The 22226-nt window shown below is 45.9% G+C and carries 20 protein-coding genes and 4 tRNA genes; 4 read left to right on the forward strand and 20 right to left on the reverse strand.

The annotated features are described in order from the left end of the window. Positions 1–40 precede the first annotated feature (40 nt). The 14 genes from rplL to rpsU form a co-directional block, all read right to left on the reverse strand. Positions 41–418, reverse strand: coding sequence for a 50S ribosomal protein L7/L12 (gene rplL / locus C3V43_RS06415; RefSeq protein WP_106040867.1), 378 nt, complete (start codon positions 416–418; stop codon positions 41–43). A gap of 60 nt (positions 419–478) precedes the next feature. After that, positions 479–1000 carry a 50S ribosomal protein L10 gene (gene rplJ / locus C3V43_RS06420; RefSeq protein WP_106069093.1) on the reverse strand — a complete coding sequence of 174 codons (522 nt, stop codon included), beginning with the start codon at positions 998–1000 and terminating at the stop codon, positions 479–481. A 15-nt stretch (positions 1001–1015) separates the two neighbouring features. Continuing rightward, positions 1016–1714 carry a 50S ribosomal protein L1 gene (rplA, locus tag C3V43_RS06425; protein WP_106069094.1) on the reverse strand — a complete coding sequence of 233 codons (699 nt, stop codon included), beginning with the start codon at positions 1712–1714 and terminating at the stop codon, positions 1016–1018. 15 nt (positions 1715–1729) lie between these two features. Then, entirely contained in the window at positions 1730–2173 is a 444-nt protein-coding gene (gene rplK / locus C3V43_RS06430) for a 50S ribosomal protein L11 (RefSeq protein ID WP_106040870.1), read from the reverse strand. A 57-nt stretch (positions 2174–2230) separates the two neighbouring features. After that, on the reverse strand, positions 2231–2773 hold the full coding sequence (gene nusG, locus C3V43_RS06435; RefSeq protein WP_106069095.1) for a transcription termination/antitermination protein NusG: 543 nt from the start codon (positions 2771–2773) through the stop codon (positions 2231–2233). A gap of 12 nt (positions 2774–2785) precedes the next feature. Next, a complete protein-coding gene (gene secE / locus C3V43_RS15100; protein WP_106069096.1) occupies positions 2786–2974 on the reverse strand; it encodes a preprotein translocase subunit SecE in 189 nt (62 codons plus the stop codon). A gap of 14 nt (positions 2975–2988) precedes the next feature. Beyond that, positions 2989–3061, reverse strand: a tRNA-Trp gene (locus C3V43_RS06445). 50 nt (positions 3062–3111) lie between these two features. Next, on the reverse strand, positions 3112–4296 hold the full coding sequence (tuf, locus tag C3V43_RS06450) for an elongation factor Tu (protein WP_106069097.1): 1185 nt from the start codon (positions 4294–4296) through the stop codon (positions 3112–3114). A gap of 49 nt (positions 4297–4345) precedes the next feature. Then, a tRNA-Thr gene (locus C3V43_RS06455) sits at positions 4346–4417 on the reverse strand. A 14-nt stretch (positions 4418–4431) separates the two neighbouring features. Further along, positions 4432–4514, reverse strand: a tRNA-Tyr gene (locus C3V43_RS06460). Positions 4515–4580: 66 nt separating this feature from the next. After that, positions 4581–4654, reverse strand: a tRNA-Thr gene (locus C3V43_RS06465). A 92-nt stretch (positions 4655–4746) separates the two neighbouring features. Then, positions 4747–5046, reverse strand: a complete 300-nt coding sequence (hpf, locus tag C3V43_RS06470; protein WP_106069098.1) for a ribosome hibernation-promoting factor, HPF/YfiA family — start codon at positions 5044–5046, stop codon at positions 4747–4749. A 17-nt stretch (positions 5047–5063) separates the two neighbouring features. Next, positions 5064–5948, reverse strand: coding sequence for a tyrosine-type recombinase/integrase (locus C3V43_RS06475; RefSeq protein WP_106069099.1), 885 nt, complete (start codon positions 5946–5948; stop codon positions 5064–5066). Positions 5949–6020: 72 nt separating this feature from the next. Then, the gene (rpsU, locus tag C3V43_RS06480; protein WP_106069100.1) at positions 6021–6212 is read right to left on the reverse strand and encodes a 30S ribosomal protein S21; all 192 of its coding nucleotides are present in this window, start codon (positions 6210–6212) and stop codon (positions 6021–6023) included. Between the two features lie 787 nt (positions 6213–6999). Between rpsU and C3V43_RS06485 the strand changes: the two genes are divergently transcribed. Together C3V43_RS06485 and C3V43_RS06490 are read left to right on the forward strand one after the other, a co-directional pair. Next, entirely contained in the window at positions 7000–8793 is a 1794-nt protein-coding gene (locus C3V43_RS06485; protein WP_106069101.1) for an aminopeptidase P family protein, read from the forward strand. 20 nt (positions 8794–8813) lie between these two features. Beyond that, the gene (locus tag C3V43_RS06490) at positions 8814–9332 is read left to right on the forward strand and encodes a gamma carbonic anhydrase family protein (protein ID WP_106069102.1); all 519 of its coding nucleotides are present in this window, start codon (positions 8814–8816) and stop codon (positions 9330–9332) included. 236 nt (positions 9333–9568) lie between these two features. On the opposite strand, the gene C3V43_RS06495 is transcribed toward C3V43_RS06490, so the two are convergent. Next, on the reverse strand, positions 9569–10789 hold the full coding sequence (locus C3V43_RS06495) for a 3-deoxy-D-manno-octulosonic acid transferase (protein ID WP_106069103.1): 1221 nt from the start codon (positions 10787–10789) through the stop codon (positions 9569–9571). A 19-nt stretch (positions 10790–10808) separates the two neighbouring features. Next, complete coding sequence (gltX, locus tag C3V43_RS06500) at positions 10809–12335, reverse strand: glutamate--tRNA ligase (protein WP_106069104.1); 1527 nt, start codon at positions 12333–12335, stop codon at positions 10809–10811. 139 nt (positions 12336–12474) lie between these two features. Between gltX and C3V43_RS06505 the strand changes: the two genes are divergently transcribed. Continuing rightward, a complete protein-coding gene (locus tag C3V43_RS06505) occupies positions 12475–14535 on the forward strand; it encodes an HD family phosphohydrolase (protein WP_106069105.1) in 2061 nt (686 codons plus the stop codon). Between the two features lie 5 nt (positions 14536–14540). Further along, the gene (locus C3V43_RS06510; protein WP_106069106.1) at positions 14541–15314 is read left to right on the forward strand and encodes a hypothetical protein; all 774 of its coding nucleotides are present in this window, start codon (positions 14541–14543) and stop codon (positions 15312–15314) included. A 1-nt stretch (position 15315) separates the two neighbouring features. Here the strand turns inward: C3V43_RS06510 and C3V43_RS06515 are convergent, their stop codons facing one another. The 4 genes from C3V43_RS06515 to C3V43_RS06530 form a co-directional block, all read right to left on the reverse strand. Beyond that, positions 15316–15792 carry a low molecular weight protein-tyrosine-phosphatase gene (locus C3V43_RS06515; protein ID WP_106069107.1) on the reverse strand — a complete coding sequence of 159 codons (477 nt, stop codon included), beginning with the start codon at positions 15790–15792 and terminating at the stop codon, positions 15316–15318. Between the two features lie 133 nt (positions 15793–15925). Then, a complete protein-coding gene (gene priA / locus C3V43_RS06520; protein ID WP_106069108.1) occupies positions 15926–18391 on the reverse strand; it encodes a replication restart helicase PriA in 2466 nt (821 codons plus the stop codon). Between the two features lie 104 nt (positions 18392–18495). Further along, the gene (locus C3V43_RS06525; RefSeq protein WP_106040883.1) at positions 18496–18855 is read right to left on the reverse strand and encodes a hypothetical protein; all 360 of its coding nucleotides are present in this window, start codon (positions 18853–18855) and stop codon (positions 18496–18498) included. Positions 18856–18947: 92 nt separating this feature from the next. Next, positions 18948–22118, reverse strand: coding sequence for a hypothetical protein (locus C3V43_RS06530; protein ID WP_106069109.1), 3171 nt, complete (start codon positions 22116–22118; stop codon positions 18948–18950). Positions 22119–22226 lie beyond the last annotated feature (108 nt).

The raw sequence follows: 22226 nt of genomic DNA on the forward strand, positions 1-22226 counted from the left end.
GAAGGGTTCCTAACCGAAATACCTGATTTACAGGTCAATGTTATTTAAGTTCAACTTCAGCTCCAGCTTCTTCCAATGTTTTCTTCAATGATTCTGCTTCGTCTTTAGCCAAACCTTCTTTTACTACGCTAGGAGCGCCGTCTACCATATCTTTAGCTTCCTTCAAACCAAGACCGCAAGCTTCCTTAACGGCCTTAACTACCTGAAGTTTAGCTGCACCAGCGCTCTTCAATACTACATCGAAAGAAGTCTTTTCTTCTGCTGCGGCAGCACCACCGGCTGCAGGAGCAGCGGCAACAGCAACAGCTGCAGCAGCAGGTTCAATACCATATTCTTCTTTCAGGATTGTTGCAAGTTCATTAACTTCTTTTACTGTCAAGTTAACCAATTGTTCTGCAAAAGCTTTCAAATCTGCCATTTTTGTATGATTTTAATTGTTTAAATACTAAATAAATTGATATTAAATTGTTTCCGAATTTTACGCTTCGGGACGTTCTCCAAGAGTTTTGAGAACTCCGTGGAGGGTGTTTCCACCTGATTGCAGAGCAGAAATAACATTCTTGGCCGGTGATTGCAACAAAGCAACGATATCGGCAATAACCTCATTCTTACTCTTGATACTTACGAGAGCATCCAGCTGGTCAGCGCCAACATAGAAGCTTTCTTCCGCATATGCGGCTTTCAGTCCGGGAATACCATTCTTTGAGTTATCTTTCAGCAACTTAGCCGGAGCGTTAGCAACGTTGCAAAACATCACGGCTGTTGTACCTTTCAGAAAACCATAAATCGGAGAATAGTCTTCTTCCAGGCTTTCCAATGCTTTGTGAAGCAATGTATTCTTAACCACCATCAATTTGATGTCAGCTTTAAAACACGCTCTTCTCAAAGCGCTGGTCGCACCAGCATTCATTGCAGTGGTATCTACCAGGTAGAAGTGACCGTATTCTTTCACCGTAGCAGCAATCTGCTCAATAATCGTACTTTTATCTTCCTTTCTCATTACTACTCCGTTTTATTAGATTTCTTCTACTGTTTTCGGGTCAATTTTGATACCCGCACTCATCGTGCTAGAAAGATAAATACTCTTAATATATGTACCCTTGGCTGCAGTCGGTTTCAATTTATTCAACGTAGAGATGAATTCTTTCGCATTATCACGAATTTGATCAGCACTAAATGAAACTTTACCAATAGAAGTATGAACAATACCGGTTTTATCAACTTTAAAGTCAATCTTACCTTGTTTCACTTCTCTAACAGCTTTAGCAACATCCATAGTTACAGTGCCACTCTTGGGGTTAGGCATCAATCCACGAGGACCGAGCACACGACCGAGCGCACCAATCTTACCCATAATGGACGGCATAGTGATGATCACATCAATATCAGTCCATCCACCTTTGATCTTTTCAATATATTCATCAAGACCAACATAGTCAGCTCCGGCTTCTTTTGCAGCAGCTTCAGCATCCGGTGTACAAAGCACCAGAACGCGTACAACCTTACCTGTACCGTGAGGAAGTGAAACGACACCTCTCACCATTTGGTTGGCTTTACGCGGGTCAACGCCCAAACGTACGTCGATATCCAGAGAAGCGTCGAATTTAGTAAAGGAAATTTCCTTCACCAATGCAGCGGCTTCTTTGAGAGAGTATGCTTTCCCTGCTTCAATTTTTTCTGCAGCCAACTTTTGATTTTTTGTCAGTTTACCCATTCTAATTGAAGTTTATTAGTTATTAACCGGGAACTCCCCTTTTACAGCGATACCCATACTTCTAGCTGTACCGGCAACCATTTTCATGGCAGCCTCTACAGTGAAACAGTTTAAGTCAACCATTTTGTCCTGAGCAATCGTACGAACCTGTTCCCAAGTAATCTCGGCAACTTTCTTACGGTTAGGCTCAGCAGAACCGCTCTTTTGCTTCGTCACTTCCAACAACTGGATAGCCACGGGAGGAGTCTTGATCACAAAATCAAAAGACTTATCTGCGTAGTAAGTGATAATCACAGGAAGAACTTTTCCTGCTTTGTCTTGGGTTCTGGCGTTGAATTGCTTGCAAAACTCCATGATATTGATACCCTTAGAACCCAAAGCAGGCCCTACGGGAGGTGATGGATTTGCCGCGCCTCCTTTAATCTGTAATTTGATTAGTCCAGCAACTTCTTTAGCCATTTTTTAATTGATTTATATATAAACATTAATGAAGAATACTACAGCGTAACACCTGCACTATTCTTTTTCAACTTGCATAAAGCCTAATTCGAGCGGAGTTTTCCGTCCGAATATCTTCACCATGACCTTTAGCTTCTTCTTCTCAGTGTTCACTTCTTCAATGATTCCACTGAATCCGCTAAACGGACCGTAATTCACTTTTACAGTCTCGCCGACTACATACGGGATATTCAGTTCTTCGCCAGATTCCTGCAATTCATCGACCGTACCAAGTATACGATTCACTTCTGACTGTCTCAGAGGAACGGGTTTATCCGATCCACCTAAGAACCCTATTACATTAGGAGTATTTCTCAAGTGGTGAGCTACCTCACCCACCAGAGCAGCCTCCACCAAAACGTAACCAGGGAGATAGCTCCTCTCTTTCACAATTTTTTTACCATTGCGAACCTGATATACCTTTTCGGTAGGAATCAATACCTGAGACACGTAATCACCAAGGTTGCTGTTTTTAATATCAGCTTCAAGGTATTCCTTTACCTTAGCTTCTTTTCCACTAATAGCACGCAAAACGTACCATTTCTTTTCAATCTCAGACATTTCTCCTTAACTTTAATGTGGATAAACAAATTCCATCAGATGTTGGAAACAGAAGTCCATCGCAAATACTACCACTGCAATTAGTAGGGAAGCATATAAAACAACTACTGCACTGCTAGTAAGTTCAGAATACGTAGGCCACGACACTTTATGAACAAGTTCGTCGTAAGTTTCTTTAAAATAAGCTACTATCTTCTTCATTTCAAAAATATTAGCACGGGAGGAGAGGCTCGAACTCCCGACACCCGGTTTTGGAGACCGGTGCTCTACCAACTGAGCTACTCCCGTTTGAACATAATCAGTTCCCGATTATTACCGGGAACTGATTAAAGTATTTATTAGTCAAAAATTTCTGTGATCTGACCAGAACCTACCGTACGGCCACCTTCACGGATAGCGAAACGCAAACCTACGTTCAGGGCTACCGGGTAGATGAGTTCCACGTTGATTTCTACGTTATCACCAGGCATTACCATTTCAGTTCCCTCCGGAAGAGTGATTTCACCTGTACAGTCCATAGTACGCAGATAGAACTGAGGACGATATTTGTTGTGGAACGGAGTATGGCGGCCTCCTTCTTCTTTCTTCAAAACGTAGATAGAGGCTTTGAATTTAGAGTGAGGTTTAATCTGACCCGGCTTACAAAGAACCATACCACGTTTGATTTCGTTCTTATCGATACCACGAAGCAACAGGCCTACGTTGTCACCGGCTTCACCTTGATCCAGCAATTTGCGGAACATTTCAACACCCGTTACAACCGACTTCTTATCTTCACCCAAACCGAGGATTTCAACTTCGTCACCTACATGGATAACACCGGCTTCGATACGACCGGTTGCTACAGTACCACGACCAGTGATTGAGAATACGTCTTCAACCGGCATCAAGAACGGTTTATCAACATCACGCGGAGGCAGAGGAATCCAAGTATCGCAAGCATCCATCAGCTCCATTACTTTTTGTTCCCACTTCTCAACTCCATTCAATGCACCAAGAGCAGAACCTTGGATAAACGGAGTGTTGTCACCATCGAATTCGTAAGCGGAAAGCAGCTCGCGCATTTCCATTTCAACAAGTTCCAACATTTCGGCGTCATCCACCATGTCACACTTGTTCATGAACACTACCAGCCTAGGTACGTTTACCTGACGAGCCAACAGGATGTGTTCGCGAGTCTGGGGCATCGGACCATCAGTAGCAGCAACCACAATAATAGCACCGTCCATCTGAGCAGCACCGGTAACCATGTTCTTCACGTAGTCGGCGTGACCCGGACAGTCTACGTGAGCATAGTGACGGTTAGCTGTTTGATACTCTACGTGAGAAGTATTGATTGTAATACCTCTTTCCTTCTCTTCAGGAGCGTTGTCGATAGAATCGAATGAACGCAATTCTGAAAGCCCATTCTTTGCCAGCACTGTAGTGATAGCGGCAGTCAACGTGGTTTTACCGTGGTCAACGTGACCAATAGTACCAATATTTACGTGCGGTTTGGTACGTTCGAATTTCTCTTTAGCCATAGCTTTACTTGTTTATATTTGATTAATAATCAGCCTTTACATTTTTATGAGCTGTTACCGGGATTTGAACCCGGGACCTCTTCCTTACCAAGGAAGTGCTCTACCACTGAGCTATAACAGCGAGATATAGAGTTGTGGGCAAAGATGGATTCGAACCACCGAAGGCGTAAGCCAGCAGATTTACAGTCTGCCCCATTTGGCCACTCTGGTATTTGCCCCTCTGTTTTATTGTCAAAAAACTCTTTTCTTCTTCAAACTGTCCAACGAAAGCACTTGGATACTTGAGCCTCTTGTCGGATTCGAACCAACGACCCCGAGATTACAAATCACGTGCTCTGGCCAACTGAGCTAAAGAGGCAAACTTAAAAATGCAACCGTTGCGTATCATAGCGAGCGAAACGGCTGCAAATTTAGGCATTTATTTTTTACCCGCAAAATTTTAGCGGAAAATTATTTGGTTCGCTGTTTTTCCTTATACTTCACCAACTGTTTTTCCAAAGCCTCTAAGGAGAGATCCACCGCTTCTTCAAACGTATCACAAACCTTATTGGCATATAACTCCCCATTGGGAACCAACACCTTTACTCCGGCTTCTTTATTTTCAGCTGTTTCCGGTTTTACAACCTTTAATGACACCTCTACTTTCTTTATATCGTCGTAAAATTTCTCCAACTTGACAACCTTTTTTTGGATAAAGGCCTGCAGCTGCTCTGACGCATCAAAGTGAATCGATTGAATTCTTACTTCCATACTTACCTCCTTTTTACTTAGGCTCGGGGATGAGCCTGGTTATACACTTTTTTAAGTTCTTCAAAAGTGGTATGCGTATAAATTTCCGTTGTCGCCAAGTTTTCGTGCCCGAGAAGCTCCTTTATCGAATTTAAATCAGCACCATGATTCAACATGGCCGTCGCAAAGGTGTGCCTCAACACATGGGGACTTCTTTTCTTTACAGTCACCACTTTTGATAGATTCCGTTTTACTAATGCTGCCACGAAACCCGGATAAAGCCGTTGTCCGCCCTTTCTGACAAAAAAGGCGTCCGAACGTAGCGGAAATTTTTCATTTCTTTTGTTGACATATTCGCGCATAGAGAATTCCAATTCCTTAGCAAAAGGTATCAGGCGCTGTTTGTTTCTCTTTCCCGTCACTTTTATCAAAGCCGTAGAAAAATCCACATCGGCATCGTTCAACCCCACTAATTCCGAAAGACGCATACCGGTAGCATAAAACATTTCGATAATCATACGATCCCGGCATCCCTCAAAACTTTCCCCGAAATCAATATCATCCAACAAACGGTTCATCTCGTTTTCTTTCAGAAAGACCGGAAGCGGCTTCTTTTTTTTAGGCCCCACCACTTTCTGTAATGGGTCTACCGCCACCAATCCCTTCCGCAGGAGAAATCGATAATACGTTCTTATGGAGCTAAGTTTACGGTTAATAGTAGAAGCACACCGTTGTTCGTCCATCAGGAATGCAATCCAATCACGAACAAGTTCCGCATCTACTTTCTCAGGCGTTATGCTTCCAAGCTGTTCTTCACCAAACTTTTGCAATTCCAGAACATCTGCCTTATAGCGCTCTACCGTGCTTTCGGCATAGTTTCGCTCATGCAAAAGATAGTCAAGAAAAGAATCTGTCAACAACATTTCGCTACATATCTAAATCATGCAACGAATGTATAAAAAAGAATTCAATAATTCAAAGGAATTTACGAATTATTAATCTTCTACTTGCTGAAGTTTCTGAACGTAAACGGCACGCTCTTTATTAAGTCTCTTAGTCACAGAAGGTTTGTCAAACTGCTGTCTGCGTCTCAATTCCTTAACGATACCGGTCTTTTCGAATTTTCTTTTGAACTTCTTCAGCGATTTTTCAATGTTTTCGCCTTCTTTTACAGGTACTACAATCATTTTCTTTTGATTAAATGTTAATGGTTTAATATTTTACGATTAAATCGAGCGGCAAAATTACACATACTTTCTTTATTCACAAAACTTTCTGGAGAAAAACTATCAATCAGCCCCGAAGGAGTTCCCAAAGAGTGAGCAAAAAGCCGCATTACCAGAAGCAGAACAACCATAGACGAAGCGTGGTCGGACTATACACCAACCTCAAGCCAGCTATGAGCCAGCTCCGAGGTGCCAAGTAGTCCCAAAAGCCTCTAAAACAGGCATATAAATCTAATTATCAACATCTTACATCAAATATTTTTCTCGCGCGCGCGAGAAAAGAAAAGAAAAAGAGAAGAAAAAGAAGAAGATAAGAGAAGAACAGAATAAGAATAAGCCTCCAACATCCCCCATAGATTTTCTTTAAAGGAGGAGGAATCTCTCATCCAGTTTAAATATCCCTTTGTGTTTTCCCAATAGCAGACTTCCGTCAAAGCCACACTGCAACCGGACAAATGCCACACTCCGGCATCCCTCAGCCCACACGATATGCCCCGCAAAGTGTGGCAAAGGAAGCAACAAAGTGCGGCAAAGGGAACAACAAAGTGTGGTGTTAGGGGCAGCGACATAGAATGATAGAATTTGAAGAATAAAACTTCAGAAATATCAACACATTCATTTCCAAATAAAAACATAAAGGAGGATAAGGCAAAACCAAGAAGTCTTAAACAGAGAAAATAAAGCAGATATAGCTTTTTTTCAAATAAAGTAAGTAACTTTGGAGAAAGAATATAAAATCTAAAGAAAAATGAATCAAACAGTCAGTGAGAAAATAAATGCCCTGCGCGCCATGTTTCATCAAAAAAACATAGCGGCTTTCATCGTACCCAGCACCGACCCGCATCTCAGCGAATACGTAGCGCCACATTGGAAATCAAGGGAATGGATTTCCGGATTCACCGGATCGGCAGGTACCGTAGTCGTCACGCACGAAAAAGCAGGCCTATGGACAGACTCGCGTTATTTCTTGCAAGCCGACCGGCAATTGAAAAACAGCGGAATAGAACTATACAAGGAAATGCTACCTGAAACGCCTACTATCCCTGCCTTCCTGAGCGCAAACCTCAATCATGGAGATACCGTAGGAATTGACGGCGAGGTGTTCTCTGTGGAGGAAGTCAGACAACTTGAAAAGCTGTTGCTGAAAAACAATATTTTCGTAAAAAACATTTCCGACCCCATGAACAGTATATGGGCAGACCGTCCTGCCATGCCGGAAGAGCCGGGATTTGTATACCCCACCCAACATGCAGGAAAAACACCCCGAGAAAAACTGACCGCCATCCGGAAAGAGATGGAAAAGAATGATGCCGACGCTCTGCTCGTTTCTTCGCTGGATGAGATAGCATGGACACTGAACATCCGTGGCAACGATGTGCACTGTAACCCGGTCGTGGTGAGCTACCTGATCATAGAAGCGCATAATGCCCACCTCTTTATACGGCCGCAGAAAGTGACGGAAGCTCTTTCCGCCCACCTCGAAGAAGCCGGAATATCTATCCACAACTATGACGAAATAATACCTTTCCTCAACCGTATCACTGTCGGAAGCGTGATGCTGAATCCCGCAAAGACAAACTATGCCGTTTACTCCGCCATACGCCCCCAATGCCACATCATCGAGGGAACATCGCCGATAACTCTTTTGAAAGCTATCCGCAACGAGCAGGAAATGGCCGGTATTCGGGCAGCCATGCAACGCGACGGAGTGGCTTTGGTGAAATTCCTGAAATGGCTGGAAGAAGCAGTACCCACCGAGCAAGAGACGGAAATCAGCATAGACAAGAAGTTGCATGAGTTTCGCGCCGCCCAACCGCTTTACATGGGAGAGAGTTTCGACACTATTGCCGGATACGGGCCACACGGAGCCATCGTACACTATGGAGCCACATCCGAGACCGATGTTCCACTAAAGCCGAAAGGCTTCTTGTTATTGGACTCCGGCGCGCAGTATCTGGACGGAACCACGGACATCACCCGCACCATCGCTTTGGGAGAGTTGACAGAAGAAGAAAAAACAGACTACACCTTGGTTCTGAAAGGACATATAAATTTAGCTATGGCCATTTTCCCCGAAGGCACACGTGGAGCACAATTAGATGTACTGGCCCGCATGCCGATGTGGCAACACCGCATGAATTTCCTTCATGGAACGGGACACGGAGTAGGGCATTTTCTCAATGTACACGAAGGCCCGCAAAGTATTCGCATGAACGAGAACCCGGTCAGTCTGCAAGCCGGAATGGTAACATCAAACGAACCGGGAATTTATAAAACCGGAAGTCACGGAGTGCGCATAGAGAACCTGACCCTTACCGTAGAGGCCGGTGAAGGCATGTATGGAAAATACTTGAAGTTCGAGACAATCACCCTCTGCCCCATCTGCAAGAAAAGCATCCGCAAAGAAATGCTGACAACAGAAGAAACCGAGTGGCTGAACGATTATCATCGGAAAGTGTACGACCGACTTTCGCCAGACCTGAACGAGGAAGAACAAGAATGGCTGAAAGAAGCCTGTGCCCCACTCACCGCTAATCATTAATCTACTAACGAACTAAAAAAATGGCAATCATAAAATCAGTAAGGGGCTTCACCCCCGAAATAGGAGAAAATTGCTTCTTGGCGGACAATGCAGCCATCATCGGCGATGTAAAAATGGGACGCGATTGCAGCATCTGGTTCAGCACCGTGTTGCGAGGAGATGTAAATTCCATTCGCATCGGTAATGGAGTAAATATTCAGGACGGAAGCGTACTTCACACATTGTACCAAAAGTCAACCATCGAAATAGGCGACCATGTGTCTGTGGGTCATAATGTCACCATACACGGAGCCACTATCAAGGATTATGCCTTGGTAGGGATGGGCTCTACCATACTCGACCATGCCATTGTCGGTGAAGGAGCCATTGTGGCAGCCGGCTCTCTAGTATTGAGCAACACCATTATTGAACCGGGCAGTATCTGGGGAGGAGTTCCCGCCAAATTTATCAAGAAAGTAGACCCTGCTCAAGCTAAGGAACTGAACGAGAAAATCGCCCATAACTACCTGATGTATTCCAATTGGTACAAAGAACAATAATGCATGCCCGCCGAGAAGGGCTTCCGGCTGACATATGCCCCTCACACCTCATTCAGGGTCTATTGAAGCCTCATGCGACATAAGACAAATCAGGCGCAAATTCCGTGGAATAAACACAGTATCCAATGATACATTCCGTAAATTCCGCACAATTCGCGCCTAAAGGAAGAACTTAAATTTATTTTAATGCATCCTCCGGAAAACCGTCAGAAGTTTTCTTCTAACCCAAAAGCAACTTAAAAGTTAATCATACTCATAATCTTATTCGTTGCCCCGGCATTATCTGTCACATATTTACCGGCGTTCGTCCCTGTCTCATGCAGGAACTTCTCGTCTGACAGCATACGGTCGAGCAGTCTCTTCAGCTCATCGTAATCCTTCACCGAAAAAGCCCCTCCCGACTCAATCAAATGGATGGCTTCCTGGAACTTCTGGTATTTAGGCCCGAAAATCACCGGGATGCCATAAACCGCAGCTTCCAACGTGTTGTGTATCCCCACGCCGAACCCTCCTCCGATATAGCTGATTTCGCCATAGCGGTAAATGGAGGAAAGCAGCCCGAAGCAATCTATAATCAAACAGTCGGCTTTACATACATTTTTCTCGTCCGCACGAGTATATCGCACGTAGGGACGTTTCAACTTACGGATAATCTCCACCAGATGATTCTCGTCGATGACATGCGGAGCAATAATCAGCTTCACCTCCGGATGTTCATTGAAATATTCTATAAACAGATCTTCGTCCGGCTGCCAGGAACTTCCTGCCACAAAAGTCATCGTGTTGTTCTTGAAAAGTTCCACCAAGGGTAATTCCTTGGCTTCCTCACGTATTTGCAGCACACGGTCGAACCTCGTATCGCCCACCACCGTAGCACGATTGATGCCGATCTTCGCCAAATAGCGCTTAGAGCGCTCGTTCTGTACAAACAAATGATCGAAGTTGCGCAACACATGCCTGTACGTTCCACCATACCATTTGAAGAATATCTGCCCACGACGAAAGATGGAGGAAATGCTATATACCGGGATACGGCGTTTATGCAATTCATCCAAGTAGTTCTTCCAGAATTCATACTTGATAAAGAAAGCCATACAAGGATTCACAATATCAAGAAACTTCTTTACATTGCGAGGTTTATCGAAAGGCAGATAGCAAACGACATCGGCACCTCTGTAATTCTTACGGACTTCATAACCTGAGGGAGAGAAAAAGGTAAGCAGAATGCCATAATCCGGATATTTGGCACGAATCTGTTCAATCAGCGGTCGTCCTTGCTCAAATTCCCCCAAAGAAGCGGCATGAAACCAAATATAGCGTTTCTCCTTCTCCAATTGCTGGCGAAGCAGTTCATAAACCACCCAATGTCCTTTCATCATCTTCCGCGGCTTCCGGCTGAACGGAGCAACCAAATGCACAAAAAAATCGTAAACGACTATGGCAAAATTGTATAGCATACTACAATTCTTTCATTATTCATTTCAGAACATCGATGGCGCGCTGTATGCGCTCCAGCGTTTCTTCCTTTCCTATCAATTCGGTAATGTCGAACATGTGCGGACCTTTACACTCTCCCACCACTGCCAGACGAAAAGCATTCATCACATTACCCAGATGATAGCCACGTTCTGTTATCCAACCAATGACAATATCCTCCGAAGGCTTGGACGAGAAATCGGCAATACCCCTCAACACATCCATCAGCTCTGCCATGATGCGCGGCGTTTCTTCGGACCAGCGCTTCTTCACATCCTTTTCAGCATACTCCGTCGGGGCAATGAAGAAGAAACGGGTTTGCTCCCACAATTCCTTTACAAAATTCACACGGCCTTTCACAAGAGAAACCACTTTTGCCAGGAACTCATCGCTATATTTGTCCGCATCAATGCCATTAGCCGTAAGCACCGGTTTAAATAAACGGGCAATCTCTTCATCGGGTTTCATCATGATGTATTCATGGTTAAACCAGATACCTTTCTTATAATCAAACTTTGCACCCGACTTGCTGCAATGGCTCAAATCGAAGAGTTTCACCAATTCGTCCATCGTCATCAGTTCCTGGTCGTTGCCCGGATTCCATCCCAGCAAAGCCAAGAAGTTGATAACCGCCTCAGGCAAATATCCCGATTCGCGATAACCCGAAGAGACATCCCCCGACTTGGGATCATGCCACTCCAACGGGAAAACCGGAAAGCCCAGGCGATCACCGTCGCGTTTGCTCAATTTTCCGTTACCTTCAGGTTTCAGCAACAAAGGCAAGTGAGCAAAGGCAGGCATGGTATCTTCCCAACCGAAAGCGCGGTACAGCAACACATGCAGGGGAGCCGACGGCAACCATTCTTCACCGCGAATCACATGAGACACCTCCATCAGATGGTCGTCCACGATATTCGCCAAATGGTACGTGGGCAATTCGTCAGCCGATTTATAGAGCACTTTGTCGTCGAGGATAGATGAATTAATCACCACTTCGCCGCGAATCAGGTCGTTGACATGTATATCCTCGTTCGGTTCAATCTTGAAACGTACCACATATTGTTCGCCGGCAGCGATCAAGGCATCCGTTTCCTCTTTGGAAAGAGTCAGTGAGTTGCGCATCTGCATACGGGTAGAGGCATCATACTGAAAGTTAGCAAATTCGGCACGTTTGGCTTCCAACTCCTGTGGAGTATCGAAAGCGATATATGCCTTTCCTGCTTCCAATAAGACCTGCACATACTTCTTGTATATTTCCCGACGTTCCGACTGGCGATACGGTCCATAATTTCCGCCGAAGCTCACTCCTTCGTCAAAGGGAATGCCCAGCCACTTGAAAGACTCCAAGATATACTCTTCAGCCCCCGGTACAAAGCGGTTGGAGTCCGTATCCTCAATACGGAAAATCAAGTCACCTCCATGCTGGCGGGCAAAGAGATAATTATACAAAGCTGTACGCACACCACCAATATGCAACGCTCCCGTAGGACTCGGAGCAAAACGGACTCTGACCTTTCTTTCTGCCATAATCTACCTTAACTTATAAAGATTAACCTCTTATTTATCGGTTTCTTCGTATTTAAATATGCTTTTTAGATGGCAAAATTAAGCCTTTTTTTTCACACTAATGTTTTTTTTCGTACTTTTCGCAAAAAATTCAGTTGTTATGAGTTATTTCAATCCCAAAAAGGAGTTTTCTTTAAAAGATTTGCTATATAAGGTGCTGATCTTCATCGGCACAGTAGGGGTTATTGTCTATTTCCTGCCGCGAGACGGTAAATTCAACTATCAATTTGACATCGACAAACCCTGGAAGTACGGACAACTCATGGCCACATTCGACTTTCCGATATACAAGGCCGACGAAGTGGTGAAGCGCGAACAAGACAGCATCTTATCTTCTTTTCAGCCCTATTTCCAATTGGACAAAGAGGTTGAGAAGAAAGTCCTCGCCAAACTGAAAACAGACTACCAAAGCCACCTGCGCGAGTTGCTTCCTTCCACAGACTATGTCCGTTTTCTGGAAAGGACACTGTCCGAGATATACCGTGCCGGCATCGTCTCCACCGAAGAGTTGGACAAGCTGCATAAGGACAGCATTTCTTCCATCATGGTAATCAACGACAAGATGGCATCCCATCAACCCACCGAGAAAGTCTATTCGGTCAAAGACGCCTACCACTACATCCTCACCGCCGACAGTAGCCGATACCGCCCGGAGGTTCTGCGCCAATGTTCTCTGAACGAATACTTGTTCCCTAATCTGACTTACGACGAACAACGGACGGAAACCGCCCGGGAAGAGATACTCAATGACTATTCATGGGCCAACGGCATCGTATTGAGCGGCCAGAAAATCATCGACCGTGGAGAAATCGTCAACCAAGAGACATACAGCATTCTTGAAAGTCTCCGGAAAGAGTCCATCAAGCGCAGCGAGTCCATCGGGCAGAAACGCCTGATGCTGGTGGGACAGATTCTGTTCACCGGCATCTTCATGCTGTGTTTCATGCTCTATCTCGAATTATTCCGCAAAGACTATTACAAGCGCAAAGGCAGCCTTTCCCTGCTCTTTGCCTCAATCACGTTCTACTGCGTACTGACAGCCATCATGGTGTCCAACAACATCTTCAACGTCTACATCATCCCGTATGCCATGCTGCCTGTCATCATCCGTATCTTCCTCGATTCGCGCACGGCATTCACAGCCCAAGCCATCACCATACTGATATGCTCCATCTGCCTGCGCTATCCCCACGAGTTCATTCTCCTGCAACTCTCGGCCGGGCTGGTCGCCATCCTCAGCCTGAGGGAGCTTTCGCAACGCTCGCAACTGTTCCGCACCGCCATCCTCGTGATACTGACCTACATTGCGGTGTATTTTGCTTTCGAGTTGATTACAGAGAATGATTTGTCTAAATTCAATGGAAGCATGTACACATATTTCATCATCAACGGAATTCTGCTGCTGTTTGCCTATCCCCTGCTTTTCCTTGTGGAGAAGACATTCGGTTTCACGTCCAATGTGACGTTGGTGGAACTCTCTAATATCAACAACAGCTTGTTGCGCCGCATGTCCGAAACCGTCCCCGGCACCTTCCAACACTCCATGCAAATGGCCAACCTGGCAGCCGAAGCGGCTAACCGCATCGGAGCCAAAAGCCAATTGGTGCGTACCGGGGCGTTGTATCACGACATCGGAAAGATGGAGAATCCGGTATTCTTCACCGAGAATCAGTCGGGCAACGTCAATCCGCACAAGAACCTCAGCTATGAGCAGAGCGCACAGACCATCATCAGCCACGTCACCGACGGACTGAAATTAGCGGAAAAGCACAACCTGCCCAAAGCCGTCAAAGACTTTATCACTACCCACCATGGCCGCGGGAAAACAAAATATTTCTACATCTCATGGAAGAACGAGCATCCGGGCGAAGAACCCGACGAGGAAGTGTTCACCTACCCCGGTCCTAACCCGTTCACCAAAGAGCAGGCCATACTTATGATGGCCGATTCTGTGGAAGCCGCCTCACGCAGCCTGCCCGAATATACAGAAGAGAGCATCGGCAATCTGGTAGAAAAAATCATAGACTCGCAGGTGGCAGAGGGCTTCTTCAAACAATGTCCCATCACCTTCAAGGACATCGACGTAGTGAAAACCGTGTTCAAGGAGAAGCTGAAAACGATATACCATACGCGCATCAGTTATCCCGAACTAAAAAAATAAGTACCATGGAAGTGAATAACAAAGAACAGAAAAGAGCCGGACAATTGCTGCAAAGCCTGCAAGTGAACCTGCATCAAATCAAGAGTTTCAGTTTCATGAAACGCAAGCAACAGAAGTTGTCGTCAAGCGGTACACCGGCCAAAGGCCAATACGGGCCGGGCATACTGACGCTGCACCTGCAGGATGGAAAAGAAAAAACCGTCTGCCTGCCGCCTTTCCGCCACCCGTCGTCGGTGGTGCGCTTCCTTGTAGCCAACGGCATTGCATTCGACAACTACACGCCACGCCAACGCACGATAGGCGAGATTCCCACAACGACCTACCAGCGCACATCACTCTATATGTTCTGGTTCTTCGTTTTATTCCTGACGTTCCTCATACTGGGCTACTACTCCATCGGCCTCCATGCCTGGTGGGGCTTCCTCACCGCCTTTGCCTCCTTTGCCTTGAGCCTTTTCTTCATCTGCATGCTGATGACCCGCTTCTGCTACCTGACGCTGACCAATGAAGCACTCGTCATACACAGCATAGGCAGAACGATACGCTACCCGTACCGAAGCCTGCGAAAGGTGAACTTCGATTTTGCCCGCGAGCAGAATTTCACACACGTCATGGAATTGTTAGACAATCACTACCGCTACCGGCTGTTCTACATCGGAAGGGTGTCCAGAAAGAAGCTGAACGAGATTGCCGAACTGCTGCAACAGGCAGGAGTGGACGCCACTTGCAGCCTGAACGACCAAAAGAGATACTATCAGGATAAATATATCGCCCATTAGGCTACGAATCCATCTCTGCCAAAAGGCCGGCACAGGCATCTTCCAGAATATCGAGCACATACTCGAAGCCTTCGGCTCCGCCATAATAGGGGTCGGGCACGTGGTCGGCATGCGCAAACTTCGTGCAATACTCCGTCATGCGATGCAGTTTTTTCCACTCGGCAGTGGAGGGAGCACGTTCTTTCAAGTCATCCATATTGCGGTCGTCCATTCCTATGATCAGGTCAAAGTTATAGAAATCGTCCGTACACACAGGACGCGAGCGGTGAGCCAGGTTGTAACCCCGCCGTGCTGCATGGGCGCGCATCCTGCTGTCGGGCAATTCACCCCGGTGATAGGATGATATTCCTGCCGAATCGACCACGAACCGCTCTGCCCGATCTGCCTCTTCCAGCATCTTCCGCATCACTCCTTCGGCAGAAGGAGAACGGCAGATATTGCCTAAACAAACAAAAAGTATCTTCTTTTTATCTTCCATACATAAAACATCTACATACATAATGATTAGCAACGAAAAAGCTACCCAAACGTTTTTGTGTCATCGACGATTTCCGCCAATAGTTTGATTAAGGGAATACTCATGGGGGACTTTTTTTCTTCTTATAAAATCGTTACATGGGATCTACATCATAATAGACAATCAGCGACTTGAAACGGTCTTCGGCTACCATCTCCTTCTGCACCTGCACAAGCAGCTCGCGCACGCGTGCCATCGGAACCGTTGCTTCGAGTTTCAGAACAATCTTACGGATAAACAGCATCTGCACACGTGCCACCGCCGGTTTGTCCGGACCCAGTACCCGACTGCCGAAAACGGTACGCAACTTGGCGGCCATTGTCTGCGCCATCAGGTCGAGCAACGTCTCATTCCGGTTTTTCAGATAGACATACACCAACCGATAGTAAGGCGGATAACGGAACATCTGACGCTCGGCCAGTTGTCCGCCCGCCATCGCCTCGTAATCATTGGCAATGACTTGCGGAATAATGGGATGATCCACACTTTTGGTCTGCAATATCACCTTCCCCCGTCCGCTTTTCCGTCCGGCACGTCCCGCCACCTGCGCCATCAGCTGGAACGCACGTTCGTAGGCACGGAAATCGGGATAATTCAGCATGGTGTCGGCATTAAGAATCCCAACCACACTGACACGGTCGAAATCAAGTCCCTTGGATACCATCTGCGTACCTATCAGGATATCCGTTTTTCCTTGCTCAAAATCGGAAATAATACGTTCGTATGCCGTACGAGTACGAGTAGTATCCAAATCCATCCGGGCTATCCGAGCTTCGGGGAAAAGTTCTTTGATGTCGTCTTCAATCTTTTCCGTGCCGAAACCTCGATTGCGCAAGTCGGTGCCTTCGCACGCCGGGCAGGCATGCGGAAGCTGGTAGGTATAGCCGCAATAATGACAAGTCAGGCGGTTCATCCCTTTGTGATAGGTCAGGCTCACATCGCAATTCTTGCATTTGGGCACCCATCCGCACGTATTACACTCTATCATGGGGGCAAAGCCACGGCGGTTCTGGAACAAGATGACCTGCTCTTTCCGTTCCAAAGCCTCACGTACGTATTGCAGCAGCAACGGCGAGAAAGGACCGTTCATCCTCTTCTTGCGATGGAGTTCTTTAATGTCCACAGGAATAATTTCAGGCAACTGTACCTCTTTATGCCTCTCTTTCAGTTCCACCAAACCATACTTGCCCGACAGGGCATTGTGCCAGGTCTCCACCGAAGGAGTAGCTGTGCCCAACAACGTTTTGGCTCCACACATGGATGCCAGCATGATGGCCGCATTACGGGCATGGTATCGGGGAGCAGGGTCTTGTTGCTTGTAGGTGTTTTCATGCTCCTCATCCACAATGACCAACCCCAAGTTGCGAAAAGGAAGGAATATGGAGGAGCGGACTCCCAGAATGATGTCGTAATCCTCTTCCGACAATTGTTTTTGCCAGATTTCCACCCTCTCCGCATCAGGGAACTTGGAGTGATAGATACCCAGACGAGAGCCGAAGAAACGTTGCAAACGTTCCGTTATCTGAGTGGTAAGAGCTATCTCTGGCAAAAGGTACAGCACCTGCTTCCCCCGACGGATGGTTTCTTCTATCAGATGGATATAAATCTCGGTCTTGCCGCTTGCCGTCACTCCATACAACAGGCAGACATTCTTTGTCCGGAAATTCTCTTGTATATCATGAAGTGCCTGCTGCTGATGTCTGTTCAGCTCATTGACGGGAACAAGCGGCTTGGTTAGTGCCGTGTTCAGTCTGCCCACTTCTCGAGAATAAACTTCAAAAACGCCACGCTCCACCAGCGCTTTGAATACGCCCGGAGTGGCAGATGCACGTTGCAACAAATCTGTTTTGGAGACTTCTTTCACCTCACGCCCTCCCAAGCAACCGGACAGCTCGATGTATTTCATCAGCAGGTCAAGCTGTTTGGATGCCCGACGCTGCAACTCATCGAAAAAGAAATGCAGTCGACGCTCATTGCTTGCGGCAGCGGTGAGACGTACACAAAGCTCCGTCTTAGGTTTATAGGTACGGCGCAACTCTTCTTTCACAAAGATGGCTTCTTTCTCGAGCAACGCCTTCACTACAGAAAGGATATTTCTGATACCACCCTCCTTCTCCAATTTGGTGACGCTCTGTTCCGGTTCGGCCGAGAGCATATCCAGAATCTTCTGCTCCTTCTCCGGAAGGGGGGCTTCGGATTCGAAATCCGGATTATATTCTACAATCGTTTCGCTTTCCAGCTTCAGGCCGGAAGGCAAAGCCGCCTTATACACATCCCCCGGCGTACAAAGATAGTAATCGGCAATCCATTCCCAAAACGCAAATTGATCAGGAAGCAGTATCGGGTCGGCATCCAACAACGCCGACACTTCTTTTACTTCATAATCGGTAGGCGCACACCGGTGCACATTACGCACTATGCCCGTATAGTACTTCTTCCGGCCGAAAGGCACTACCACCCGGCATCCCGTCCGCACGTCATCCGCCCACTCTTCCGGCAAGGAATAAGTGAAGCAACCATGCAAAGGCAAGGGCAATATGACATCTACATATTTCTTCATTGCGAGGACAAAGATACGACAAAGCCAGAGAGAACAAAAAAAAAGACCGCCTCCTTTTTATTTAAAGGAGACAGCCTTGTTCTGTCGGCAAAATATTGGTCCGTTTACTGATACTTCACCTCTACCCCCATGGTTTCATGCCTCATTTCGCGTTCGCTGCGATAGAGTTTTCCTTTTCTCAGGTAATAGAATTCCTGATTACCGGCAAACTCGATGTTGGCATACTCCAAATTGTCATCTGATTTGCAGGCTTTCCACGTACTTTCATACGTCACCGAGTCAGAGAATGTGATGAGGGTTGTAGAGTCTTCGTGCAATTCAAAGCGTATTCCGGTCTCCGTATAAAATGTTCCGGCAAAAGGATGAGATTCATCCGCCGATTTAGAACCGGAGCCCATATTGCCGCACGAATACAATGCGGACAAACAAACAATCATCAATACTGTCCAAAAAGTTGCTTTCATATTTTTCATTCGTTTATTAAAAGAGAGAGAGTGCCCTCACCAGAGAACACCCTCTTTCCTTATTTATTGATTATCTTGACGATAGACAACACTTATTCACCCGGAGTACCGGCGTTCTTCTTAACAATCACTTCAAATGTCTTAGTGAAAGTCTTCCACTTGTAACCGAATTTAACAGGGATGTAAAGTTTGTAGTCCCAGTTAACCGGAGTACCACTGTAGTTGTAGTAAGTCAATTCTTCTTTCGTCGAGTCGTAAGTAACTTTCGTATTAGAAGGCAGCGGACCATTTGTTACACCTGCTGTCGGAATCAAGTTACCGCCTACGAGTTTCAAGTTAGAAGTGATTCTATCCGTCTGCCATATAGCTTCGGTTGCTTCATAGAAGTTCCACAAAGCGACTTCCAACGGAGTACCTACTCTCTTCACGGTGTAGAAATTACCACTGGCGTCAGCATTCCAAGAAATATAAGTAAAGGCGTTCTTCACACTGATTGTACTACCTGTGATAGTAGCATCCGTAAAGTTATCCGTAGTACCTTCTTTCACCTTCAACGGCTCAATAATGAATGCATCATATGCCTTAATCAGAACTGTGTGAGCACGAGCGTGAGGACCATCATAGCAGAGGTCGGCAACCATCTTGATAGGCACTAATTTACCTACGATAGCTTTAGCGGCTTCAGTCGGTTTGTCATTCAGAAGGTCAGAGAACGGAGTGTGAGCCGGATTATTTTCTTCCAACTTGATGTTGTAAGTCAACTCTGTCGGATCCAGATTATTCGGTGTCGTATTAACGATTGTAGCAGCAAGCTCGGCGTTGATATACAGACGTGTACCATCGGGACTTACAGTTGCGCTCATCGGAACAACCTTAGTTCCATTGAAGTAGTCATACTTATAAGCAACCGTAGCCAGTTTCTCGGCATCGAAGATGAAGCGTACACCATTCTTTTCGTAAGTGGGTGCACCTGCTACTCCCAAATGTCCCGGAGCAGTAGTAGGATAATCTACTGAATAGTAGAACTTCTTACCGGCCACGTTCTTATTTGCATACCAGATAGCACCATCGGCACCGGTAGTCGGTTTCTTGCCAAGGTCATCCAAGTAACCGTTCAACAAGTCGGTATAGATGTTACAAGTCGGGTTGTTCGTTGTGTTGGCACCCCAAGCCGGGTTAGACTCTGTAGTATTGTAAACAATCGGGTTCACGTTGAATACAGACCAATCGGTACCTTGCTTCCAATAACGACCATCATAGCCCCACAAGTTGAATACCGGCTTGTAGATAGTACGTGTCAGCGTAATAACCAAAGTAGGATATGCGCCTGTCGGATCTTTCCAGTAGATAATCTTAGAGAAGTCCATCTTTTCCTGCTTGTTCCAGTTAGGATACTTCTTCACGATATCTGTATGAGTCAATATCCAGATAATGTTATAAGAATCCACACCGCTTTCAGAGTTTACTTCGAGCGTAGCAGTTCCTTGACCCTTGCCGCTTGTTCCGTCGAAGCCGGGATCGGTATAAACAGCATGGAATTCTTGCTTCGTCATACCACCTTCCTTAGCCTGAGCATAAATCTTCTCATTCATGTACTGAGTGCCGATAACACCTTTATAATTGCCACACTTATAGATTTCATCGTTAAGAGCAATAGAGATAGGACGTACGCCTGTTTCTTTCACCCACTTAATCTTGAAGTAACGGATAGCAACCAATTTGTTGTTTACAGAGTCAACCAATTCGGCACGGATAACCGGTTCGCGGCCTACAGAAGTAGCATTAGGATCAGTGATGGTATAAACTCCTGAAGTCAGGATACCGTTTGCCGGAGAATCGATTTTAGCAAACTTCTGCTGGTCGGTTTTATTGGTATTTCCTTCAGGACCACCCAATGTGATATACGGTGCAGCAGCTTTGTAGAAACGATAAGTCAAACCATAATCCTTGTAGTTCTTCAACTCTGCGTGGCCAGCGTGGTTCTTCAAAGTATCAACCACACATACAGTCACCAATTTCTTCAGGTCAAGAGGCTTGTTGTATTGCCATTTGTAATCCACTCTTGCGTTAGCCAAAGATTTGTATACGTCTACAGAGTCGCTGTAGTGAACGTAGAACGGATTCGGCTGTTCTGTAAGGTCAGTCTGTTCTTCATCGGCAAACATGTTAACGGTTACGGGCTTGCTGAAGTCGGTTCTGCTATTGGCGATATAAGGAACTTTGATTGCTTCGTGCAGACGAACGTATTCAGAGTTCACATATACTTTTTTGCCTGCTGCTTTTTCTTCCGCAGTCAAGTTAGCTTCCGCAATAGGAGTCTTCAAAGAAACCATGTGGAATGTTTCCTTGTTTCCAGTGCCAAACGGAGTGGCAGCGATAGAACCTACAACTGTTTTCTTAAACTTCACAGTCATCACGTTCTTGTCGATAGAATACTCTACGGGCTTAACCGGATTGTTTTCAGTAACAGCCGTAGCCTTGGTCACGATGTTTTCAGATTTGATGCAATCGAAAGAAGGCAACTCAACATCTTGCGTACGAACACCAACGTTGGGGCTTACATGGAAATAAGCTTCGTTGCGGTCAGTAGAAATGTAGAGAGGAGTTGCTCCACCTACGGCTACGTGGTCCAGTACGGGACGGACTCCGTGAGGAAGAGTGTGATCCGGAAGAGCCTGATATCTCTGCGGAGTGTACTGCAACGTAGTCAGCGTGATAGCGGCAATACCGTTGATGTGTGAAGTAGGAATTACGGCCAACGTAGATAAGCGATGTCCGAGCACACTCATCAATTTAGCAGTAAGGGCATCTACTTTAGCAGCCAAATCAGCCGTCTTAACATACTTGCCCTCCATTTCGGTCTTCAAAGCGGCAATCTCTTGAGAAAGTTTTTCCAAAGTAGCCAACTTGTCGATTTGTTCCTGCAAAGCTTTGTCCGCTTTTTCGTAAGCGTTTTTCAAAGCAGCCAATTCTGCGGCCGTAACTCCACCTGTACTTGCCGTAGCAGCCTCCAAAGCCTTTTTAGCATCGGCTTTAGCAGCCTCGGCAGCAGTTTTGGCGGCTGTAGCTTCACTCTTTGCTTCAGTTAGTGAAGCCGTTAAAGTAGCCACCTGTGCTTTTAATTGTTCTAGCGAAGCTTTTTTGTCCATCTGTTCCTGCAAGTTCTTGATGTCATCGTCATAGTCTTTGCAAGATGTGAACACACCTGTAGAAGCCGTCATTAAGGCTCCAAACAAGATTACACTTAGATACTTCTTGTTCATAATAGAATAAATTTAATTTATAAAAAAAACAAAAACAGTCAACAAAATCACTATCGGGGTTCGCTAACCCTCATTTTCTTAATATACAATCAAACACCGCCACTTCGC

Source organism: Prevotella heparinolytica (genome assembly GCF_002998535.1).
In the GTDB taxonomy this organism is placed as follows: domain Bacteria; phylum Bacteroidota; class Bacteroidia; order Bacteroidales; family Bacteroidaceae; genus Bacteroides; species Bacteroides heparinolyticus.